This is a genomic window from Deinococcus radiopugnans ATCC 19172 (assembly GCF_006335125.1).
Lineage (GTDB): Bacteria > Deinococcota > Deinococci > Deinococcales > Deinococcaceae > Deinococcus > Deinococcus radiopugnans.
This window is the reverse complement of record NZ_VDMO01000020.1, coordinates 16,010-35,386: the sequence shown is the minus strand read 5'-3', so window position 1 is coordinate 35,386 and position 19,377 is coordinate 16,010. Positions and strand designations below refer to the sequence as shown.

Here is a 19,377-nt window from a genome sequence, read left to right as displayed (position 1 = left end):
TGCGAGCTGTGCCAGTCCGTTCGGTCAAAAGGAAACAGCCGTTTTGACAAATGCTCTAGACCTTCCAGAGATAGTCCTCTGACCACGCCTCCCCGCGCCGGATGAACGGTGTGGGGAGGCCCAGCACGCGCCCGCCTCCCTTGATGGCGGCGCGCACCAGCACTCTGGGATCGAGGGCGGGGTAGAGGCCACGGGCAAAGGCCACGTCGTCGCGTACGTCCAGGCTCTCGCCGCTGGCCACGGAATCGGTGCCCAGCGCGATCTCCACGCCAGCCGCCGCGTAAGCCGTCCAGGGAAAGGTGCCGCACTCCAGATGATGGTTGCTGCGCGGGCAACTGACCACCGCACAGCCGGCCCGCGCCACCCGCGCGATGTCGTCCGGCGTGACGTTGACCATGTGGACCAGCGTGGGCTTCGCGGCCAGCACGCCCAGTTCGTCCAGATAGCGCACCGGGGTCAGCCCCGGCTCTGGTGCGCGCCCGATCACTTCCGCGAAGGTCTCGGGCCAGAAGGCGGGCAGCCGGTGGTCCCACAGTGGCCCCGCGCCCGTGGCGAACAGTTCCGGTTCACTGGGATGCTCGGCCACATGAATCTGGAGGGGCAGGCCCTCGCCCGCCGCGTACTCGGCCACCAGCCGCATCAGGCGGTGGCTGACGGTGTACGGCGTATGTGGGGTCAGCCCGATGCGCGGGCCGCCGGGCCGCTCCAGTTTGCGCCACGCCTCCACCCGCTGCCGCACTTCGGCAAATCGCTTGTCGGCCTGTTCAGCGAACGTTCCCAGCACCTCGAAGTACAACACGCCGCGCAGGTCCTCGCGGGCCAGCAGGGCGTCCATCACCTCACCGGACCACACGATGTCGCCCACGCCGCCCACGCCCAGCCGCGCGAGTTCGTCGGCCCCGGCCAGTGCCCCGGCCACGCCGCGTTGTTCGCGCTGGGCGATCACCACTTCAGGCAGCCAGCGAAAGTACGGCAATGCCTGAAACGCGTAGGCGCTCATGTCCAGATGCGTATGCGCGTTGACCGGCGGCGGGGCGATGACGCCGCCCACCTCTTCCACCTGGGCCTGCGGGTAGCGGGCGCGCAGCTGCGCCGGATCGCCGGTGGCCGCCACCGTATCGCCCACGACGACGACGCCGCCCGGCGCGTGGCCTCCCCCCATGCCGGTGTACAACACATCGCAGACGAGCAGGCGGGGCTTGAAGGGATCGGGTGCAGGGTGGGTCATGTGGGCATGTTAGAGGGGACGGCAGAGAGCGAACAGGCTCAATGATTGACTTGTTGCACAAGTGAGAGACGATTGAAGACGCCCAGAGGCTGCGTCAATCGCAGATCGGGTCTCAGCCTGTGGCCGGCCTTCAGGCCGATCGACAGCCCGCGCAGATCTCGATGCGGATTTCGGTGGAAAGGATGAAAGACCTGGAACACCCGGCTGGAAGGAGAAGACACAGCAAGTGGGAAGCGCCGCGGAGGAGCCTGCATTTCGAATGCACGGAACAGACGCGGGGGGCGCCCCCGTCTACCCCCATCACCGCATGATTTGCAGATGCCCCAATCTTTTCAGCGGATAGCATAACGGGCAGATGACCGACCCCGCCGCGACCTCCGCCGACACACCACCGCTGGGCCGACACGGTCAGCCCCGGCACCCTGACACCGTCCAGGCCCAGGCTCTGCCAGCCACCGTCACCGAATATCCCGTCGCCTTTACCGGCACGGCGGGGGAGTACTTCCGGCTGTGGATCGTGAACGTCGCGCTGACCTTCGTGACGCTGGGGCTGTACCTGCCGTGGGCGCGGGTGCGCAACCGGCAGTATTTTTTCGGGCACACCTGGGTGGACGGCCAGAACTTCGAGTACCGCGCCAATCCGGCGGCGCTGCTGCGCGGCTACCTGATCGTGGCGGCGCTGTTCGTGGCCTACGCGGTGTCGGGGCAATTCGACTCCACGCAGTGGGTGGCCGTCGTGCTGGCCCTGATCTACGCCGCCGCCTACCCGCTGCTGGTGCGCCAGTCCATGCGCTTTCAGGCGGTCAACACGGTTCACCGGGGCCTGCGCTTCCGCTTTCACGGCACTACGGGCGGCGCGTACGTGGCGTACATGCTGGCGAATGTGGTGGCGAGCGTGTCGGCTGGGCTGGCGCTGCCGTGGGCGTGGTTCATGCAGCGGCGCTATCAGGTGGACGGGCTGGCGTTCGGCTCGGCGCGGGCTGGCTTCCGGGGGGATGTCGGCCCCTTTTACCTGATCGGCCTGACCGCGCTGGGCCTGAGTCTGGCGGGCGGCCTGCTGATCGGCGTGCCGCTGGTGGCGCTGATCTTCTTCGTGGTGCGCGGCGCATCGGGGAACCTCGACCCGTCGGCCCTCGACGCGCTGGGCCTGGCGTCCTCTGTGACCTTCCTGGCGGCCCTGATCGTGGGATACGTGGGCGTGCTGCTGCTGTACGTCGTGGCGTGGCAGTACATTCGCGGCGCGACCATGGCCTACGTGCTGAACAACGTGGAACTGGGCGGCGTGGTGCGCACGCGGGCCACCTTCAGCCCGTGGCGGCTGGTGTGGATCACCGTGACCAACGCCGCCGCGCGGGTGCTGACGCTGGGGCTGGCCTCCCCCTGGGCGGCGGTGCGGCAGACCCGCTACATCCTGGGCGGCGTGACCGTGCGCGCCATCGCCCCGCTGGACGACTTCGCGGCGGGGGTGGGCGGCGAGACCTCGGCGTTCGGCGAGGCGGCCACCGAACTGCTGGACATCCAGGTGGGCTTCTAGCGTGTCGGGCAGCACTGGGCCAATCATTCTGGAGGGCGTGTATTTCGACGGACAGAGCAGCCGCGATCAGCCCGCCACCCTGACGGTGGACGGGCAGACCGTGACCCTGAGCGTGGCCGCCGGCGCGGGGCTGGGCCTGCCCGGCACGCTGCCCCTGGTGCACCGCTGGCCGGCCCGACTGCTGGGCGTGGAGGCCCCGATTCCGGGTGTGCGCCGCGCCGTGACGCTGCCGGGCGGGGGCCGCTTCGAGACCCGCGACGACGCGGGCGTGAGTGCCTGGGAACGCGCCAGCGGGCGCAACCGCGCCCTGAGCGGCGTGCGCGCCCTGGAATCTCGCCCGTGGGCGGCGCTGGCCGCGCTGGGGGTGTCGCTGGCGGCGCTGGCGCTGTTCGTGATCTACGGCATCCCGGCGGTGGCCCGGCAGGCGGCCTTCGCCACGCCCCGCAGCGTGCTGGCGACTTTTGACCGCGAAACCATCGACTTTCTTGAAGAGGGCGAATATTTCGGCCCCTCCAAACTCAGCGCGGCGCGGCAAACGCAACTCAGGACCGAGTTCCGCAAGGTGGCGGCCTGGGCCGGCGGCGGTTACCCCTACCGCCTGCTGCTGCGCGACGGCGAGGCGGGCGGCCTGAACGAGATGGGCGCGAACGCCTTTGCCCTGCCCGGCGGCACGGTGGTCATGACCGATCAACTGGTGGAACTGGCAAAGAGTGACCGCGAGTTGATGGGCGTGCTGGCCCACGAAACCGGGCACGTGACGGGGCGCCACGGCCTGGCGGGCGTGTACCAGGCGCTGGGGCTGACGCTGGTGACCACCGTGATCACCGGCGATATCGTCAGCGCGGGCACCTTCGCCGCCGCCGTTCCAGCGGCCCTGCTGCGCGGTGGCTACTCGCGCGCGGCAGAAACCCAGGCGGACGAGGTCTCGGGCGCGTACATGCTGAAAACCTACGGCACCACCCGCCCGCTACAAACCATGCTGGGGCGGCTGGAGCAGGACGAGGAGGAGGCCGGCGATTCCTCGGAAGACTCCGGCCCCTCCATCTTTGACCTGATCAGCACCCATCCGGGCACGCCAGAGCGGATCGCGCACCTCAAACGCATCGAGGCCGAGGGCAAACTGACCCCGAAACGCTAGCCTGACGCCCATGAACTTCGCCGTCCTCTCCACCAGCCTCGATCCCGAGAGCCGCAGCGCGTGGCTGTGCGCGCTGGCCGCCGGGCAACTGCGCGAAGCCGGGCACGCGATCACCCACCTCGATCTGCGCGAGACGCCGCTGCCGCCCTTCGACAACGCGGCGTGTTACGCCCACCCCAACGCCGATCTCTACCACCGCACCATCCGTGAGGCCGACGGCGTGCTGCTGGGTGTTCCGGTCTACAACTGGGGCCTGGGTTCGGGGGCGCGGACGCTGGTGGAACTGACCGGCAGCAGCGACGCGGAGCGCGGCCTGCACGGCGCGTGGTTCGACAAACCCGTGACGTTTCTGGTGTCCGGCGGGCTGGATCACGGCTACCTCAGCCACGGGGCCTTCGCGCTGGGCATGATGTACGACTTCCGCTGCGTGATCAACCCGCATTTCGTGTACGCCACCTCGGCCCACTGGGCCGCGCCGGAGGTGCCGGGGGAATGGCTGGCGGAGCGGCTGTCCAGAACGGTGGAGCGCACCGTTGACCTCTCCGAGCGCCTGCGCGGACGCGACTATCACAGCGTGTGGGAAATTTGACCGCCCCAACCGCCGAAAAGCCGCGCGTCGTCACCGAGCATCCCGACTTCTACATCGTCCACAAGCCCGCGCTGTGGTTGACACACCGGGTTCACACGGGGGGAAGGGTGGCTGTGCCGGACGTCCTGAGCTGGATGCACCGCGAAACCGGAGAGCCAGACCTCTCGCCGCCGCACCGCCTCGACCGCGAGACCAGCGGCCTGCTGGTGCTGTCGCGCGACACCGAGGCCGCCCGGCGCTTCTTCACGCTGTTCAAGACGCATCTGGTGGGCAAGACCTACCTCGCCCTCGTGCGCGGCACGCCCGACTGGACGCGCCGCACGTTGGACGCCCCGCTGGGCGATCTGGGCCTGGGCGCGGCCAACCGGGTGCTGATGCGGCAGGCGGTGGTGCCGGGTGGCCGCCCCGCCGTCACCGATTTCCGTGTGCTGGAGCGGCGGTCTGGGCACGCGCTGATTGAGGCCCACCCGCGTTCGGGCCGCCTGCATCAGATCCGGGCGCACCTGTTTCATCTGGGCCTGCCGATGGTGGGCGACAAGATCTACGGCCCGGAGCGCGATGCCTTCGTGGAATTTATCGAAACCGGGCAGACGCCCGAACTGACCGCCCGACTGGGCCTGCCCCGTCAGGCGCTGCACGCGGCCCGCCTCGCCTTTCCCTGGGCCGGGGCGCAGGTGGTGGCCGAGGCGGGGCTGCCAGGGGATATGCAAGGCTTCTGGGACGGCCTCGCGCCGAGAGTGTAAGGTTCCCGCCCTTGCACTCCTATTCAATCCGAGTAAATTGATCGGGTATGGAATGTCCCACAGGGGATCAGGCATGAACGAACGGACGCTGGATCAATTGACGCCCGGTGAACACGCGCATGTGGTGGGCCTCGATCCGGCCCATCCGCTGCGCCGCCGCCTGCTGGAGTTGGGCTTCGTGCGCGGCGCGCCGGTGACGGTGGTGCGCCGCGCCCCACTGGGTGACCCTTTTGAAGTGCGCGTGAACGGCACCGATCTGGCCCTGCGCGCCGCCGACTTGCACGGCATCCGGGTGAGACAGTGACGGCCACCCTGCCTCCGCCCAGCGTCCACATCCCCGACGAGGCCGCCTGCAAGGCCACGCTGGGCCGCCTGAAGGAGGCCAGCGAACCCAGAGTCGTGGTGGTGGGCAACCCCAACGTGGGCAAGACCACGCTGATCAACGCGGTGGCCGGCACGCGCCTGAAGGTGGGCAACTGGTCGGGCGTGACCATCGAGAAGCGCGAGGCGCGGCTGGAGTACGCGGGCCGCGCGGTGCACCTGCTGGACCTGCCCGGCGCGTATTCCCTCAGCCCGCACACCCCCGAGGAACTGATCGCCCGCACCGCCCTGCTGGACGAGGCCCCCGACGCCGTCCTGAATGTGCTGGACGCCGGAAATCTGGAGCGCAACCTCTACCTGACGCTGCAACTGCTGGACTTCCGGCTGCCGGTGGCGGTGGCGCTGAATCTGGTGGATGAGGCCAGGAACAAGGGCATGACGGTGGACGCCGCCGCGCTGTCCCGCGCGCTGGGCGTGCCCGTCACGCAGACGGTGGCGAGCCGGAACCAGGGCACGGGCGAACTGATGGGTGACGTGCTGAAGGGCGCGACGCTGGGGATTGCCGTGCGCTATCCGCCCCAGATCGAGGCCGCCGCCAATGACCTGACCGCCCGCATGGTGGAGATGCCCACGCTGCCCCCTCACGCGCACCGTTACCTCGCGCTGGCGCTGCTGGAAGGGGATCCCAGCGTGCGCGGACGGCTGGCCGCCACGGGGCACAGCGAACTGCTGGACGCGGCGGACGCCCATCTGGCCGCCCTGGAGACAGAGGGCGTCGATCCCCTGATCGAGATTGCCGAGGCCCGCTACGCCCGTGCGGGCGATCTGGCGCGGCTGGCGGTGCCGCAGGCGCAGGCCCGGCGCACCCTGTCCGAACGGCTGGACCGACTGGCGTTGCACCCCGTTCTGGGCATCCCGATCTTTCTGGCGCTGGTGTTGCTGGTGTTCCGGCTGACCTTCAGCGTGGCCTCGCCGTTTGTCGATCTGATCGGCGGCCCCCTCCAGACCATCGTGGGCGGCTGGGCTGCGGCGGCGCTGGCGTGGTTCCCGCTGGGGCGCGATCTGGTGGTGGGCGCGATCATTCCGGGCGTCGGCACCGTCCTGAGCTTTCTGCCCACGCTGCTGGTGCTGTACCTCGCCATGAGCTTTCTGGAGGACAGCGGCTACATGGCCCGCGCTGCCTTTTTAATGGATCGGGCCATGCGCAGCATCGGGCTGGACGGACGGGCGTTCATTCCGCTGATCCTGGGCTTCGGGTGCAATGTGCCGGCCATCTACGCCACCCGCGCGCTGGAGCGCCGCAGTGACCGGGTGCTGGTCAGCATGATCCTGCCCTTCATGAGCTGCTCGGCGCGGCTGCCGGTGTACGTGGTGTTCGCCGCCGCGCTGTTTCCGCGTTCGGGCAGCTGGCTGGTCTGGAGCATGTACGTGCTGGGCATGGCGGTGGCCTTCGGCTTCGCGCTGATCCTGCGCCGCACCACCCTGCCCGCCGAGGGCGGCGGCGTGCTGCTGGAGCTGCCGCCGTACCGCTTCCCCGCGTGGAAGGTGCTGTGGAAGCACGCCTCGCGCCGCACCGCCTCGTTTGCCCGCCGCGCCCGCACCACGGTGATGGGCACGGTGGCCGTGGTCTGGCTGCTGCTGGCGCTGCCCGCCGTCTCGGGCGAGAAGTTCGCCACGGTGCCGCCGCAGGACAGCCTGTTCGGCACGGTCAGCCGCGCAATAGCGCCGATCTTCGCGCCACTGGGCTTTGGCGACTGGCAGGCCACCGGGGCGCTGATTCCCGGCTTTGTCGCCAAGGAAGTCGTGGTGGGCACCCTGGGCCAGATTTACCTGGGCGAGATCGCCGCCAACCCCGAACCGCTGAGCGTGCTGGAGGGCGTAGAACAGACCGTGACCGCCACCTGGGACACCATCAAGGCCAGCGTCTCGGCCCTGCCCACCGTGCTGGCGCTGCCCAGCCTGAGTGCAGATGCGGGCGCCGAAACGAAGACCCCGCTGGCGGCGGCGCTGGCGACGGCCTTCACCCCCGCCTCCGCCCTGGCCTATCTGGTCTTCGTCCTGCTGTACACGCCCTGCATCGCCACGGTGGGCGCGATGGCGCAAGAACACGGGCGGCGGCTGGCGTGGGCCACGGTGGGCTGGCAGATGCTCACCGCCTGGGTGGTGGCCTTCGCCGTCTATCAAGTGGCCGTGAGGCTGCTGTAATGGCCCCGCTGGCTGTCATCCTGCGCGCGGTGGCCGGGGAACCGCGCACGCCCACCGAATTGGCCCGTGATCTGGGCAGTTCCGAGGCGGCCCTCAGCGGCATGTTGCGAACCCTGCAAACTGGCGGCTATGTGCAGGAGGCCATGCCCGCCGCCGACGGCTGCTCCTGCGGCCCCTGCGCCCTGAAAAGCATGTGCCGGAATGCGGACGGCGAGACGGCGCCGCTGGGACTGCTGCGGCTGACCCCACGGGGCGAGGCGTATCTGGGGCGAATGGGCGGATAACAGGCTTACTCTTCCGGCCAGACCAGCGCCGGATCATCCGTCCGGGGCCATTCCACGGGCAGGCTCACGCTCCAGTCCTCGCCCACAATTTCCCGCACGGGCACGACGCCCACGCCGCTCCCACAGATCCAGGCACGGGTCACGTTAGGCAGTTCCGAGGGGTGAACCGGACCGTCTGACCAGTCACGGCCTTCCAGAAAGACGGCCCGCGTAAGGCTCGGCAATCCACCTCCTGGGACGATCCATTGCCCCCCAAGCTCCAGCAGCGGCGAGGTGCGCGAGCCGTCGGCCAGTGTGCCGTCCGGGCCGACGAGCCAGCCCTCGAAAGCGTCCCCGGCCCTCCCCATCGCGAGGCGGTACGGCAGGTAGTTGCCGGTCTTGTGCGCGGCCAGTTGAGGGTGAACCTGAATGTCGGTCAGGCGCACGCGCACACCACCCTCCGGGCGTGGGCCGGGGGTCAGCGGACGGTGGCCCCAGAACGTGCCCTCCGCCCCTACCGTGACGCGCAGCAGGCCCCAGGGCCACAGCTCCAGCGTCGGCAGATCAGCGTCTGGGGCGGGCAGGCCGAGAACCGCGCAGGTCTGGCGCAGGCGGGCCAGATGCGCGGGCCACAGCAGCGGCTGGCCCTGGTGGGTGCGAACGGTGGTAAATGCGGTCAGGCCATGCAGCCATGTCGGACTTTCCAGTTCGGGGGGAAGCGGCTTCAAACCTCATGCACCCGACCCGCCGCCTGTGCGTTCCACTCCCGGCTCAGCCGCAGCCAGTTGCCCAGCAGCACGCGCCCCGCCGGACTCAGGACGCTTTCGGGATGGAATTGCACACCCCAGGCGGGCTTGCCCGGAACGGCCAGCGCCATGACCTCGCCGCCTGCGCCCCTGGCCGTGATGTATTCCGGCGGCAGACCGCGCACCACCAGCGAGTGGTAGCGCCCGAAGGCCGCGCCGGGCGGCACCCCTTCAAACAGGCCATCGCCGCTGTGTCCTACCGCTTCCGGGCGGCCATGCACCGGCTCGGCCCGTTCCACCCTGCCGCCCAGCACCTGTCCCAGCGCCTGATGGCCCAGGCACACGCCCAGCAGCGGCAGCCCTCGGCGCAGGCATTCACGGGTCAGGGCCAGCGTGAGGCCGCCCGTGTCCGGCGTGCCCGGCCCTGGCCCAGTCAGTACAGCGTCGGGGGACTCGCGCAGAAGATCGGCCACCCCCGCGTCCTGCGCGAAGACGGTGACCGCCGCGCCCAGTGCCCGCAGGTCATGCACCAGATTCCACGTGAACGAGTCGCGGTTGTCCAGCAGATGCACCCGCAAGCCTGCTCCCGGTGCCTGGGATGCGGGCGGCGGCGTCCACACCCGGCCCGGCGTGGGCGGCGCGGGCGGCTGGGGGGCGCGTCCCGGTCCCCCGGCCAGCGCGCTCAGCAGGGCCTGGGCCTTGTGAACGGTCTCACTGGCCTCGTGGGCCGGCTCCGAGTCGATCACGGTGCCGCCGCCCGCGCGGACTTCCACCTCCCAGCCGTCCCCCAGCCGCGTGAAGGCTGCCGTGCGGATCAGGATGTTCAGGTCTGCGCGCGCGCCGCCGACGATGCCCACGCTGCCGGTGTACCAGCCGCGCGGCCCCGGCTCATGATCCCGAATGGCGGTCATCACCCGCTCCTTGGGCGCCCCGGTGATCGTGCCGCCCGGAAAGGTGGCCGCCAGCACGTCGCGCAGCGTCACGCCGTCTGCCGCCTGTCCCCGCACTTCCGAGACCAGATGCATGACGTGGCTGTAGCGCTCCACCAGCATCAGTTCCGGAACGTGGACGCTGCCCGCTGCCGCCACCCGGCCCAGGTCATGGCGCACCAGATCCACCAGCATCAGGTGTTCGGAGGCCTCCTTGGGGCTGGCGCGCAGTTCGGCCTCCAGCGCGGCGTCCTCGGCAGGGGTCTGGCCGCGCCGCCGCGTTCCGGCAATTGGGCGGGCCGAGACCTCGCCCCCGGCCCAGTCCACTAGCCGCTCCGGGCTGCACGACACCACCACCTCTGGCCCCATGTCGAGAAAGGCCATGAACGGGCTGGGATTCAGCGCCCGCAGCCGCAGATACGCCGCCAGCGGATCGCCCTGGGCCTGCGCCCGCACCCCCCGCGACAGGTTGACCTGATAGACCTCGCCCGCCCGGATCAGCTCCTGAATGGCCCGCACGCCCGCCGGGTAGTCCACGTCGTCCGCGCCGAAGTCGCCCACGCTCAGCGTCGGTGGGAGGGTTGGTTCAAGGGCCAGCAGCGCCGGCCAGTCCACATGCGGCGCTCCCACCACTTCCAGCGTCCCGGCCTCTCTATCCCACACCAGTCCCGACGGATAGAACCCCCACCACGCCGCCTCACCGTGCGCCGGATGCGCGTCCAGCTCGAAGTCGCGCGCCGCCTCGTACTTCAGGCCGCCCAGCCACGCGGGAAAGACGGCGGGGCCGGCGGGCCGCTCCGGCAGGGTGGACTGCGCCCGCGTCGGCCACGCGCTCAGGAATGAGTACCGGCCATACGGCACGGCTGGCCCCAGCGATTCCAGCAGGGCCACCCCCGGCGCGTGCGCCGCCCGCAGGCGCAGCACAACGTCGCCGGGGGACGGGTGGGGCGGCAGCAGGGTCACGCCAGAATTGTACGGAGAAGCGCGTCCTGACTTCCCACCCAACCTTAATCCCTTACAGTTCACCCGGAATTAAATGATAGACTGCGAGGCATGTGGGTCTCAACCAAAGCTCAGTACGGCCTGCGCGCGCTGATCGAGATCGGCCGTGTGGGCGGCGACGCCGTACCGCTCAAGGACGTGTCCGAGCGCCAGGGCCTGAGCCAGCATTACCTGGAGCAGATCGCCAGCAACCTGCGCCGCGCCGGCTTCATCCGCAGCATCCGGGGCGCGCACGGTGGCTACCGGCTGGCCCGCCCCGCCGATCAGATCAATGCCTACGACGTGGTGACCGCCCTGGAGGGCAGCATCGCCCCGGTGCAGTGTGTGGAGGATGACCACACCTGCGAGAGCCAGAACGTCTGCGGCACCCAGGACTTGTGGTTCCGGGTGGACGCCGCGCTGCGCGACGTGCTGGGCGGCACCACCCTGGCCGATCTGATCGAGCAGAGTGACCGCCAGCAGCATTCGCGCCTGGTGCAGATTGAGGGCAGTTACAGCGGCTCGTTGGGTTCTTAGGGTGTTCGTAGGCCGCATGGGGCGCGCCGGGTCAACTGGGTGCGCCCCTCGCCGTGTCGGCTGAGCGGATCCCCGCGTGCCGTCCCCTTTGCGTATCCTGTTCCCCGATGTACCGCTCCCTTGCCCGCCCCCTGCTGTTCCGCCTGGACGCCGAAGACGCCCACCACCTGACCCTGAACGTGCTGGAGGCGGCCTCCAGGGTGCCGGGTTGGCCCGCGCTGGCCCGCGCCGCGCTGCCTCCGGCCCCGGCGCTGGCGCAGACCGTGTTCGGGCAGCATTTCGCCTCGCCCGTCGGGCTGGCGGCAGGGCTGGACAAGAACGCGGTGGCGGTGCCGGCCTTCTCGGCGCTGGGTTTCGGTTTTCTGGAGGTCGGCACGGTCACGCCCCGGCCCCAGCCCGGCAACGAACGCCCCCGCCTGTTCCGCCTGACCGAGGACGAGGCCCTGATCAACCGCATGGGCTTCAACAATGCCGGGGCCGACGCCCTGCACGCCCGCCTGAGTGCCCTGCCCAGGCAGTCCACCCCTGTCTGGGCCAACATCGGCAAAAACAAGGACACGCCCAACGAGGACGCGGCGGGGGACTATTTGAAATGCGTTCACGCCCTGCAGGACGTGGCCGACGCTTTCGTGATCAACGTCAGCAGTCCCAACACGCCGGGGCTGCGTGCCCTGCAGGCGGCGGACGGGCTGGGTGAACTGGTGCGCGCCGTGCTGGACGCCACCGAGGCGGGCCGCGTGCGCACCCTGCGCCGCCCCCCGGTGCTGGTCAAGCTGGCCCCCGATCTGCACCCCGCCGACTTCAAGGCCAGCGTGGGCGCGGTGCAGCAGGCCGGCGCGCACGGCCTGATCGTCAGCAACACGACGCTGGGCCGGGACGGCCTGTTCAGCGGGAAAGCGGGTGAAACCGGGGGCCTGAGCGGACGCCCCCTGACCCGGAAATCCACCACCCTGATCCGCGAGGCGTACCGGTTGACCGGGGGAACGCTGCCTATCGTGGGCGTGGGCGGCATCTTCAGCCCCGCCGACGCCTACGCCAAACTGCGCGCCGGGGCCAGCCTGCTGGAGGTCTACAGCGCCCTGGTCTACGAGGGGCCGGGGCTGGTGCGTCGGCTGAACCGGGGGCTGGCCGAGCTGCTGGCCCGCGACGGCGTGGGGCACGTGGCCGAGATCGTCGGCGTGGACGCCCGCTAGCCGTGCGGGCCGCCGTCATCAGCGACGTCCACGGCAACGCCTTCGCGCTGGACGCCGTGCTGGCCGAGGTATGGGCCGCCGCCCCCGATCTGATCGTCAACCTGGGCGATCAGATCGAGGGCAGCGCCGATCCGGCCCGCGCCGCCGCCCTGCAAGCCGAACTGGGGGCGTTAGAGGTGCGCGGCAACAACGAGGAAAAGCTGTGGCCGGGGGGACGGCGCGCGAAGATCTCGCTGGACATCGGCGCGTGGCTGGACACCCAGCTAGACGCCGCGGCTCTGGCCCGCCTGGCCGCCCTGCCGCTGACGGCCCACGTGCTGGACGGCCGGGTGCTGGCCTGCCACGGCACCCCGCACAGCGCCTGGGACATGCTGCTGTGGGAGTGGCAGAACGAGCCGGAGCGGGGCCACGGCGCCGGCTTCTACCGCGCCCGTGATCCCCGCGAACTGCGCGCCCTTGTCGAACCGCTGGGCGCGGAGGTGGTGCTGTGCGGGCACACCCACCGCGCCGGGGCCACCCGCGTGGGCGACACGCTGGTGGTCAATACCGGTTCGGTCAGCGATCAGGTGGACGGCGATCCGCGGGCCCGCTGGACGCTGCTGGAGCGGCGGGAGGGACGCTGGACGGCGGACTTCCGGGCCGTGCCCTACGACGTCGAGGCGGCGGCGCGGTGGTCGCGGCAACATTCTCCCTTCGGCGAATTCGAGGCCGCGCTGCTGCGCAGCGGAGAGATGGTGGGGCGTGGTGGCTAGCGCGGGCCGACACCGCCCCCGGGGTTACTGAAGGCCATGCGCCTGCGCCCTTACACTGCCCGCATGACGGACGCCCCCGCGCCCCGCAGCCAACCGGCCAGACCGCCCGCCGCCCCGCCGCGCGCGCCGCTGTCGGACCGGGTGCGGCTGGTGCGCAATCTCCTGCCGCCCCTGATCGTGCTGGTGGTGGGCGCAGTGGAACTGCTGATCTCGCTGCTGGGCAACGTGCGCCACGAGCTGTGGGCGCACCTGCTGTTCTACGGCCTGCTGGGACCCGCCGTGACGTATTTCAGCGTCGAGTGGATTGCCGAGGGCACCCGCGCCCGCGAACGGGCTGAGCTTGAACTGCGCGATCTCTACGGGCAGCTCAGCGCCTCGCACGGGCGCTTGCAGGGCGTGCAGGAGCTGATGCGCGATCTGGGCAGTGCCCCGGACCTGGGCGCGGTGCTGGAGGTGGCCGCGCGCGGGGCGGTGCGCGTCACCGGGGCCACCCACGCCACCCTGACGGTGCCCGGCGGCCTGAGCGGCACGGCGCGCGGCGAGACCCTGCTGAGCGCCCCCAGCGCCGCCCTGCACCCGCTGAAGGTCGGCATTCCCGGCGGCGGCGCGCTGCTGCTGCATTTCGAGACGCCTCCCAGCGCGGACACGGCGGAACTGGCCCAGGCGCTGGCGGTGGAGGTCGCTACCGGGGTGGAGGCCGCCCGCCAGCGCACCCTGGACCTGATGACGCTGTACAGCGTGGACCAGAGCATCCGCGCCGAGCGCAACATGCGCCGCCTGCTGTCCCGCGTGACCGGCACGATGGCCGGCCGGGTGGGCGCGCAGGCCCGCGCCGCATACCTGAGTGACGAGGACGGCGTGTTGCGGCTGGAATACGCGCAGGACCGGCGCGGCGAGGTCAGTGGGGAGGGGGCGCACGGCGGCGTCACGCCCCCCTTTGCCGCGCAGGTGGCGCAGGCGACCGGGCCGTTGATCGTGACCGGAACCGACGCTTGTCAGGTGTTTCCCGAGTCGCGCAGCGTGCTGGGCCTGCCCATGCGCGACGAGGAAGGGCTGGTGGGCGTGCTGATGCTGGGTGACCCGCGCGAGGGCGCGTTCGAGGCCTCGCGGGTGTCGCTGCTGGCGCTGATGGCCGGACAGGCCACCCTGGCCGTCCGCAACGCCCGCGCCTACCTGTATTCCGAGGAGCTGGCGATCAGCGACGAGCGCGCCCGCATCGCCCGCGAGATTCACGACGGCGTGGCGCAGTCGCTGGCCTTCGCCGCCCTGAAGCTGGACGTGGTGGCCCGCCAGATGCACAGCGATCCCGCGCGCGCCGAGGCCGAGGTGCGCTCCGCGACGACCCTGCTGCGCGAGCAGATCCGGGAAGTCCGGCGCAGCATCTTCGCGCTGCGGCCCATCGATCTGGAACGCTACGGCCTGCTGGAAACCGTGCGCCGCTACGTGCTGGACTTCGGCGAGCAGAACAACATCAAAAGCAGCCTGGACGTGACGGGTGAGGTTCAGCTTTCGCCGGGGGACGAGGCGGTGGTGTTCCGCATCCTGCAAGAGAGCCTGAACAATGTCGCCAAACACGCCCGCGCCGGCGAGGTGCGCGTGACCCTGGAGGGCGGCCAGAAGCAGGTGATCCTGCGCGTGAAGGACGACGGCGCAGGCTTTGATCTGGACGCGGTGAGTGGGCGCGTCAGCAGCGCGGGTGGCCTGGGCCTGGGCCAGATGCGCGAACGCCTGCATGCCAGGGGCGGCCAGTACCGCATCCTCAGCGCGCCCGGCCAGGGCACCACCATCGAGGCCCAGATGCCACAGGCGTAGGCGGGTGGACGAACGCGGAGCGGCCGCGCTTTTTCGCCGCCCACTGCCCTTTTGTCCGTGCCTGCGGGCGCTATGGTAGAGGCATGATTGCAACGCCTGACTTTGCCCCCTTCCTGACCGGTTCCCGAGGCCGCCTGTGAGCTGGCTCGAACGCCTGCGCAACGGCCTGAGCAAGACCCGCGCGCAGATCAACGAGACAGCCGGCTTCATGGGCAATGACGTCAAGGACGTGTTCACCAACCGCCTGGACACCATCGAGGATCTGGAATACGCCCTGATCGCCGCCGACGTGGGCCGCGCCGCCACCGAGGAAATTCTGGAGGACGTGCGCCGCAGCGAGGGCAAGAACATGCAGCAGGCGCTGATGGACGCCCTGACCCTGCAGCTCGAACCCAACGCCCGCCGCGCCGAGTTCCGCAAGCTGGGCTTTGCGCCGCAGGCCAGCCGCGTGTCGGTGCAGCCGAACGGGCATGTGGTCATGGTGATCGGCGTCAACGGGGTGGGCAAAACCACCACGATTGCCAAGCTGGGCCAGTACTACATGGGCCGGGGCCAAACCGTGATGTTTGCCGCCGGGGACACCTTTCGCGCCGCCGCCGGCGCGCAGCTGGGCGAATGGGGGGACCGCCTGGGCGTGCCGGTGGTCCAGGGCACGGACGGCGGAGACCCGGCCGCCGTGGCCTACGACGCGGCCACCGCCCGCGCCGCGCGTGGTACGGACCTGCTGTTCGTGGACACCGCCGGACGCCTGCACAACAAGCACAACCTGATGGAGGAGCTGAAGAAGGTGCGCCGCGTGATCGAGAAGGCCGATCCCGGCGAGCCGGCCGAGGTGTGGCTGGTGCTGGACGCCGTGACCGGGCAGAACGGCCTGCAGCAGGCCAAGAAGTTCCACGAGTCCACGCCCCTGACCGGCGTGATCGTCACCAAGCTGGACGGCACGGCCAAGGGCGGCATTCTGGTGCCCATCGTGCGCGAGCTGGGCGTGCCTATTAAATTCATCGGCGTGGGCGAGAGCGCGGGCGACCTGCAACCCTTCGACAGTCAGGAATTCGTGCGGGCGCTGTTCGACGTGGATGTGCCGAAGGGCTGACGGCTTGCCTCCCCGGTTTCCATAGCTGCCGCTCTGTGCCGCCTCCGCTCGTATCAGACGCGGGGGCGGCGTTTCCTGACTCCTACGGAATCTCGATCTCGCCCTGCCAGCCGGGTTCCAGCGCCAGCAGCAGCTCCAGCGGTGTCTCGCCGTGCTTGAGCAGGTAGGTCAGGAAGTTCATCTCGCGTTCCTGCGGCGTGCCGTTCGGGAGCAGGTGGGCCTTGAGGCGCGACAGTTGCCCGCTGCGGTCATTCTCCTGCCGGGCCAGGGCGCGCACTGCCTGGGTCTGCAGCCGGCCCACGCGCGCCGTCACGCGGGTGCGGGTGCGATCCGCCGCGCCGACGAGAGTGGGATCCAGTGCGGCGATGTCGTCCATGACCGCGCGGAGCTGGGCGTCGATCTGCGCCAGCCTCTCAGAGGTCACGGCTTCTGCCCCACGCTCACGGGCCAGGGCACGCCCCAGCACCCCTTCGGGATCGGCCTGGACCTGTGCTGCCGTCGCGTCCAGCCGCCGCAGCAGGCGGGCCACGTTCGGTTCCAGCCAGGTCACGCTCAGGCGCGGCCACAGCAGCGGTTGCCCCAGGCCGTGCAGTTTGTAGACCCCGCGCAATTGTGCCCCATAGGCAATTTCCCCCGGCCCCACCACGAAGGCCAGCGTGGGCAGCAGCGCGTCCTGCACCACCGGGCGCAGGCCCGCCGCCGGGGTCAGTCGGCTGGGATCTGCGGACAGCAACGTCAGCAATTCGTCACGGGTGTACTCGCGTCTCTCTGTGCTGAAGGTCTGCCCGTCCAGCCGCAGCAATCGCCGCTGCCCGTCGTCTTCCTCCAGAAAGAGGTTGGTGGCTCCCGCCGGGCGGCGCAGCTGCGGCGTGAAGCCCTGCGCCGCCAGCCGCGCCGCCGCGTCCTCAATGGCGGCCGATGACGCCAGGGGATCGTCCAGTTCACGCGCCAGGGTGGGGGCCATCAGGCGGGCCAGGGCCGGGTGCAGCGGGTCCAGCACGATCAGCCCGGCGGGGGAGAGCAGGCCGTGGATCAGGCGGGCGAAGACGTCGGCGTAGCTGCCGCCCGCCTCCATGGCCCGCTCAATGCGCGCCCGCACGGCGGCCATGTGTTCAGCCGGCGCGTCGAAAGCGTCCAGCAACGCCAGGGCCTGCGCGGTCCATTCCTCGCGCCACGGCACGCGGCCCACCGGCACGCCCTCCGGCACGTCCAGCGTCAGGCGGTGCAGCTGCTCGGAGAAGTCCAGCAGACTGGTGCTGGCGACCTCCGCCGCGTCGTGGTCCTGGCTGGCCACCCAGTACACCGCCACCACCGGGGCGTCCTCGGTGTTCAGACGGCGGGCCAGCAGCGCGGCGTCCGCGCCCTTGTGAACGCTGTAGGCCGGGCCGGTCAGCGCTCCAGCCTGCTGTCCGGTCACAATCACCCGTGACGCGGGGTGGGCCAGCCGGGTCAGCCCTTCTTCCACATTTGCGTCCAGCGTGCCCAGGCTGCGGTGATAGGCCCGCAGCGCCTCGGCCAGTGCGGCCCGGTCCATCTCCGGCCTGCCCTCTGTCTGGGCCTGCTTCATGCTGCCGACCGGAAGACGGAAAAACTCCGTCAGCCCCCCGGCCCTGTATTCCACCGCTATGTTCCGCGCCATACTGCCCATTCCTTCCTGCCCCGGCGCGAACCGGGGACCAGTCATCAATTCAACCGGGTGCGGCCTGCCGCTTAGCGCAGGGATTCCCGCGTGGCGCGTTGCAGGCCGCCCCTGTCGGTCAGGATAATACGGCGGTAGCCCAGGTCCAGCAGCCCGCGCGAGCGGAAGTCGCCCAGCAGCTTGGTGATCGTCTCGCGGGTGCTGCCCACCACGTAGGCCAGGTCCTGGTGCGACACGCGGTCCCGCAGGGCGATGGGGCCTTCCTCGGGCCAGCCGCCCTCGCGCTCGGCCAGGTTCAGCAGCGCCAGCGCCAGCCGCTGCGAGACCTCCAAAAACACCAGTCCCGACAGGCGTTCCTGCACGCCGCGCGTCTGGCGGGTGATCTGCTCGGTCAGGGCCACGCCGACCGCCGGTTGCGCGCTGCTGAGGCGGCTCAGGGCGTCCTGGCCCAGCATCAGCGCTTCCACGTCGTCCATCGCCTCGCCGTAGACGTTGTAGCTCTCGCCGGGCGTCAGGGCCGAGACGCCCAGCAGCGCGCCGGGGCCGTGCACGTCCAGCGTGACCTCGCGCGCCCCGGAGCCCAGACGGTACAGCCGCACCGCGCCGCGCACGATCAGATACAGCGTCTCGGCGGCGTCTTCCGGGTGAAACAGCAGTCCGGCCCGCGCCCAGCGTCCCACCCGCCCCGCCGCCATGACCTGTGCCTGCGCTTCTTCAGGCAGGGTTCCAAATGCTCCGGGCAACATATGTGGGTCAGTATGCCCCAATTGACGCCGGGGAACGCAACCGGACGCCGCCGCGGGCCAGTGTCGGTGCGCTGGCACGGGGAAGCCCGGTGGGGCGCCGCGCGTCGGGGGACGGGCAGACGCCTCCCCGGTGGCCCGAGCGTTTAGAATCCCTTTCGAATGTCTTCCTCTGCCCCCCGCCCACGCCTGCGGCTGTTCGATCTGCCGCTGGACGTGATCGATCTGCAAGGCACGCTGACGCTGCTGGGCGAGTGGCTCTCGGACCCGGCCCGCACGCCCCACACCGTCGTGACCCTGAATCCGGAAATCATCGTGCAGTCGCGCCAGCACCCTGAATTCGCGCAGGCCGTGCGGGACGCCGATCTGGTCACGGCCGACGGCGTGGGCATCGTGTACGCCGCCAAGCAGCTGCGGCAGCAGGACGTGCCGCGCGCCCCCGGCTTCGACATCGTCAAGGGGCTGATGGAACGGCATGGCGCGGAGCTGCGGGTGTTTTTCCTGGGGGCGAAACCTGGGGTGGCCGAGGCCGCCGCGCAGAATGCGGCGCGCGATTACGGGGTCACGGTGGCCGGCCTGCACCATGGCTACTTTGGCCCGGAGGACGACGGACGGGTGGCCCGGCTGGTGTCGGAGAGCGGCGCGACCCTGCTGCTGACCGCGATGGGTGCGGGCCGGCAGGAGGTCTTTAACCAGCAGTGGCGCGGCGTGCTGGGCGTGCCGGTCATGATCGGCTGCGGCGGCGTGATCGACGTGCTGGCCGGCACGGCGGAGCTGGCCCCGGCCTGGACCCGCAGGCTGGGCGTGGAGTGGGTCTGGCGCGTCGCCGGGGACCGCAAACGCTGGAACCGCGCGCCCCGCCTGCTGCACTTTGTGCGGCTGGTCCGTGCGGAGCGGCGGCGCAAGGGCTAAGGACCGGGACGCGAGGCTG

General features: G+C 70.5%; 18 protein-coding genes. 13 read left to right on the top strand and 5 right to left on the bottom strand.

The window, feature by feature from the left end; translation table 11 throughout:
* Nucleotides 1-55: 55 nt before the first annotated feature.
* The gene (locus tag FHR04_RS15885) at nucleotides 56-1,228 is read right to left on the bottom strand and encodes an amidohydrolase family protein (RefSeq protein WP_139404276.1); all 1,173 of its coding nucleotides are present in this window, start codon (nucleotides 1,226-1,228) and stop codon (nucleotides 56-58) included.
* Nucleotides 1,229-1,583: 355 nt separating this feature from the next.
* Here FHR04_RS15885 and FHR04_RS15880 point away from each other — a divergent pair, with 355 nt between their 5' ends.
* The 7 genes from FHR04_RS15880 (at nucleotide 1,584) to FHR04_RS15850 (ending at nucleotide 8,042) form a co-directional block, all read left to right on the top strand.
* Nucleotides 1,584-2,762: a YjgN family protein gene (locus FHR04_RS15880; protein WP_139404275.1), complete on the top strand. Its 1,179-nt coding sequence runs from the start codon at nucleotides 1,584-1,586 to the stop codon at nucleotides 2,760-2,762.
* 1 nt (nucleotide 2,763) lies between these two features.
* Nucleotides 2,764-3,900: a M48 family metallopeptidase gene (locus FHR04_RS15875; protein ID WP_139404274.1), complete on the top strand. Its 1,137-nt coding sequence runs from the start codon at nucleotides 2,764-2,766 to the stop codon at nucleotides 3,898-3,900.
* Nucleotides 3,901-3,910: 10 nt separating this feature from the next.
* Complete coding sequence (locus FHR04_RS15870) at nucleotides 3,911-4,489, top strand: NADPH-dependent FMN reductase (RefSeq protein WP_039683528.1); 579 nt, start codon at nucleotides 3,911-3,913, stop codon at nucleotides 4,487-4,489.
* A complete protein-coding gene (locus FHR04_RS15865) occupies nucleotides 4,486-5,232 on the top strand; it encodes an RluA family pseudouridine synthase (protein ID WP_221265564.1) in 747 nt (248 codons plus the stop codon). The genes FHR04_RS15870 and FHR04_RS15865 overlap by 4 nt, the downstream gene beginning before the upstream one ends.
* Nucleotides 5,233-5,305: 73 nt before the next feature.
* Nucleotides 5,306-5,536, top strand: a complete 231-nt coding sequence (locus FHR04_RS15860; protein WP_039683532.1) for a FeoA family protein — start codon at nucleotides 5,306-5,308, stop codon at nucleotides 5,534-5,536.
* Complete coding sequence (feoB, locus tag FHR04_RS15855; protein WP_139404272.1) at nucleotides 5,533-7,758, top strand: ferrous iron transport protein B; 2,226 nt, start codon at nucleotides 5,533-5,535, stop codon at nucleotides 7,756-7,758. The genes FHR04_RS15860 and feoB overlap by 4 nt, the downstream gene beginning before the upstream one ends.
* Entirely contained in the window at nucleotides 7,758-8,042 is a 285-nt protein-coding gene (locus FHR04_RS15850) for a helix-turn-helix domain-containing protein (RefSeq protein ID WP_139404271.1), read from the top strand. The genes feoB and FHR04_RS15850 overlap by 1 nt, the downstream gene beginning before the upstream one ends.
* 5 nt (nucleotides 8,043-8,047) lie before the next feature.
* Here the strand turns inward: FHR04_RS15850 and FHR04_RS15845 are convergent, their stop codons facing one another.
* Nucleotides 8,048-8,749, bottom strand: a complete 702-nt coding sequence (locus FHR04_RS15845; protein ID WP_139404270.1) for an aminotransferase class IV — start codon at nucleotides 8,747-8,749, stop codon at nucleotides 8,048-8,050.
* Nucleotides 8,746-10,659, bottom strand: coding sequence for a chorismate-binding protein (locus FHR04_RS15840; RefSeq protein WP_139404269.1), 1,914 nt, complete (start codon nucleotides 10,657-10,659; stop codon nucleotides 8,746-8,748). Before FHR04_RS15840 ends, FHR04_RS15845 begins: the two co-directional genes overlap by 4 nt.
* 90 nt (nucleotides 10,660-10,749) lie before the next feature.
* Between FHR04_RS15840 and FHR04_RS15835 the strand changes: the two genes are divergently transcribed.
* From FHR04_RS15835 to ftsY, 5 genes are all read left to right on the top strand, one after another.
* The gene (locus FHR04_RS15835) at nucleotides 10,750-11,214 is read left to right on the top strand and encodes an Rrf2 family transcriptional regulator (protein WP_039683538.1); all 465 of its coding nucleotides are present in this window, start codon (nucleotides 10,750-10,752) and stop codon (nucleotides 11,212-11,214) included.
* A 107-nt stretch (nucleotides 11,215-11,321) separates the two neighbouring features.
* Nucleotides 11,322-12,407 carry a quinone-dependent dihydroorotate dehydrogenase gene (locus FHR04_RS15830; protein ID WP_139404268.1) on the top strand — a complete coding sequence of 362 codons (1,086 nt, stop codon included), beginning with the start codon at nucleotides 11,322-11,324 and terminating at the stop codon, nucleotides 12,405-12,407.
* Nucleotides 12,408-12,409: 2 nt separating this feature from the next.
* On the top strand, nucleotides 12,410-13,159 hold the full coding sequence (locus FHR04_RS15825; protein ID WP_139404267.1) for a metallophosphoesterase family protein: 750 nt from the start codon (nucleotides 12,410-12,412) through the stop codon (nucleotides 13,157-13,159).
* Nucleotides 13,160-13,222: 63 nt separating this feature from the next.
* Complete coding sequence (locus FHR04_RS15820; RefSeq protein ID WP_139404266.1) at nucleotides 13,223-14,971, top strand: GAF domain-containing sensor histidine kinase; 1,749 nt, start codon at nucleotides 13,223-13,225, stop codon at nucleotides 14,969-14,971.
* A gap of 136 nt (nucleotides 14,972-15,107) precedes the next feature.
* Entirely contained in the window at nucleotides 15,108-16,064 is a 957-nt protein-coding gene (gene ftsY, locus FHR04_RS15815) for a signal recognition particle-docking protein FtsY (protein ID WP_139404265.1), read from the top strand.
* Between the two features lie 82 nt (nucleotides 16,065-16,146).
* On the opposite strand, the gene bshC is transcribed toward ftsY, so the two are convergent.
* Nucleotides 16,147-17,703 (bottom strand): bacillithiol biosynthesis cysteine-adding enzyme BshC, encoded by a 1,557-nt coding sequence (gene bshC / locus FHR04_RS15810; RefSeq protein WP_139404264.1) that lies wholly within the window; start codon nucleotides 17,701-17,703, stop codon nucleotides 16,147-16,149.
* Between the two features lie 71 nt (nucleotides 17,704-17,774).
* Entirely contained in the window at nucleotides 17,775-18,449 is a 675-nt protein-coding gene (locus FHR04_RS15805) for a Crp/Fnr family transcriptional regulator (RefSeq protein WP_139404263.1), read from the bottom strand.
* A gap of 159 nt (nucleotides 18,450-18,608) precedes the next feature.
* On the opposite strand from FHR04_RS15805, the gene FHR04_RS15800 reads away from it, so the two are divergent.
* Nucleotides 18,609-19,358 carry a WecB/TagA/CpsF family glycosyltransferase gene (locus FHR04_RS15800; RefSeq protein ID WP_139404262.1) on the top strand — a complete coding sequence of 250 codons (750 nt, stop codon included), beginning with the start codon at nucleotides 18,609-18,611 and terminating at the stop codon, nucleotides 19,356-19,358.
* Nucleotides 19,359-19,377 lie beyond the last annotated feature (19 nt).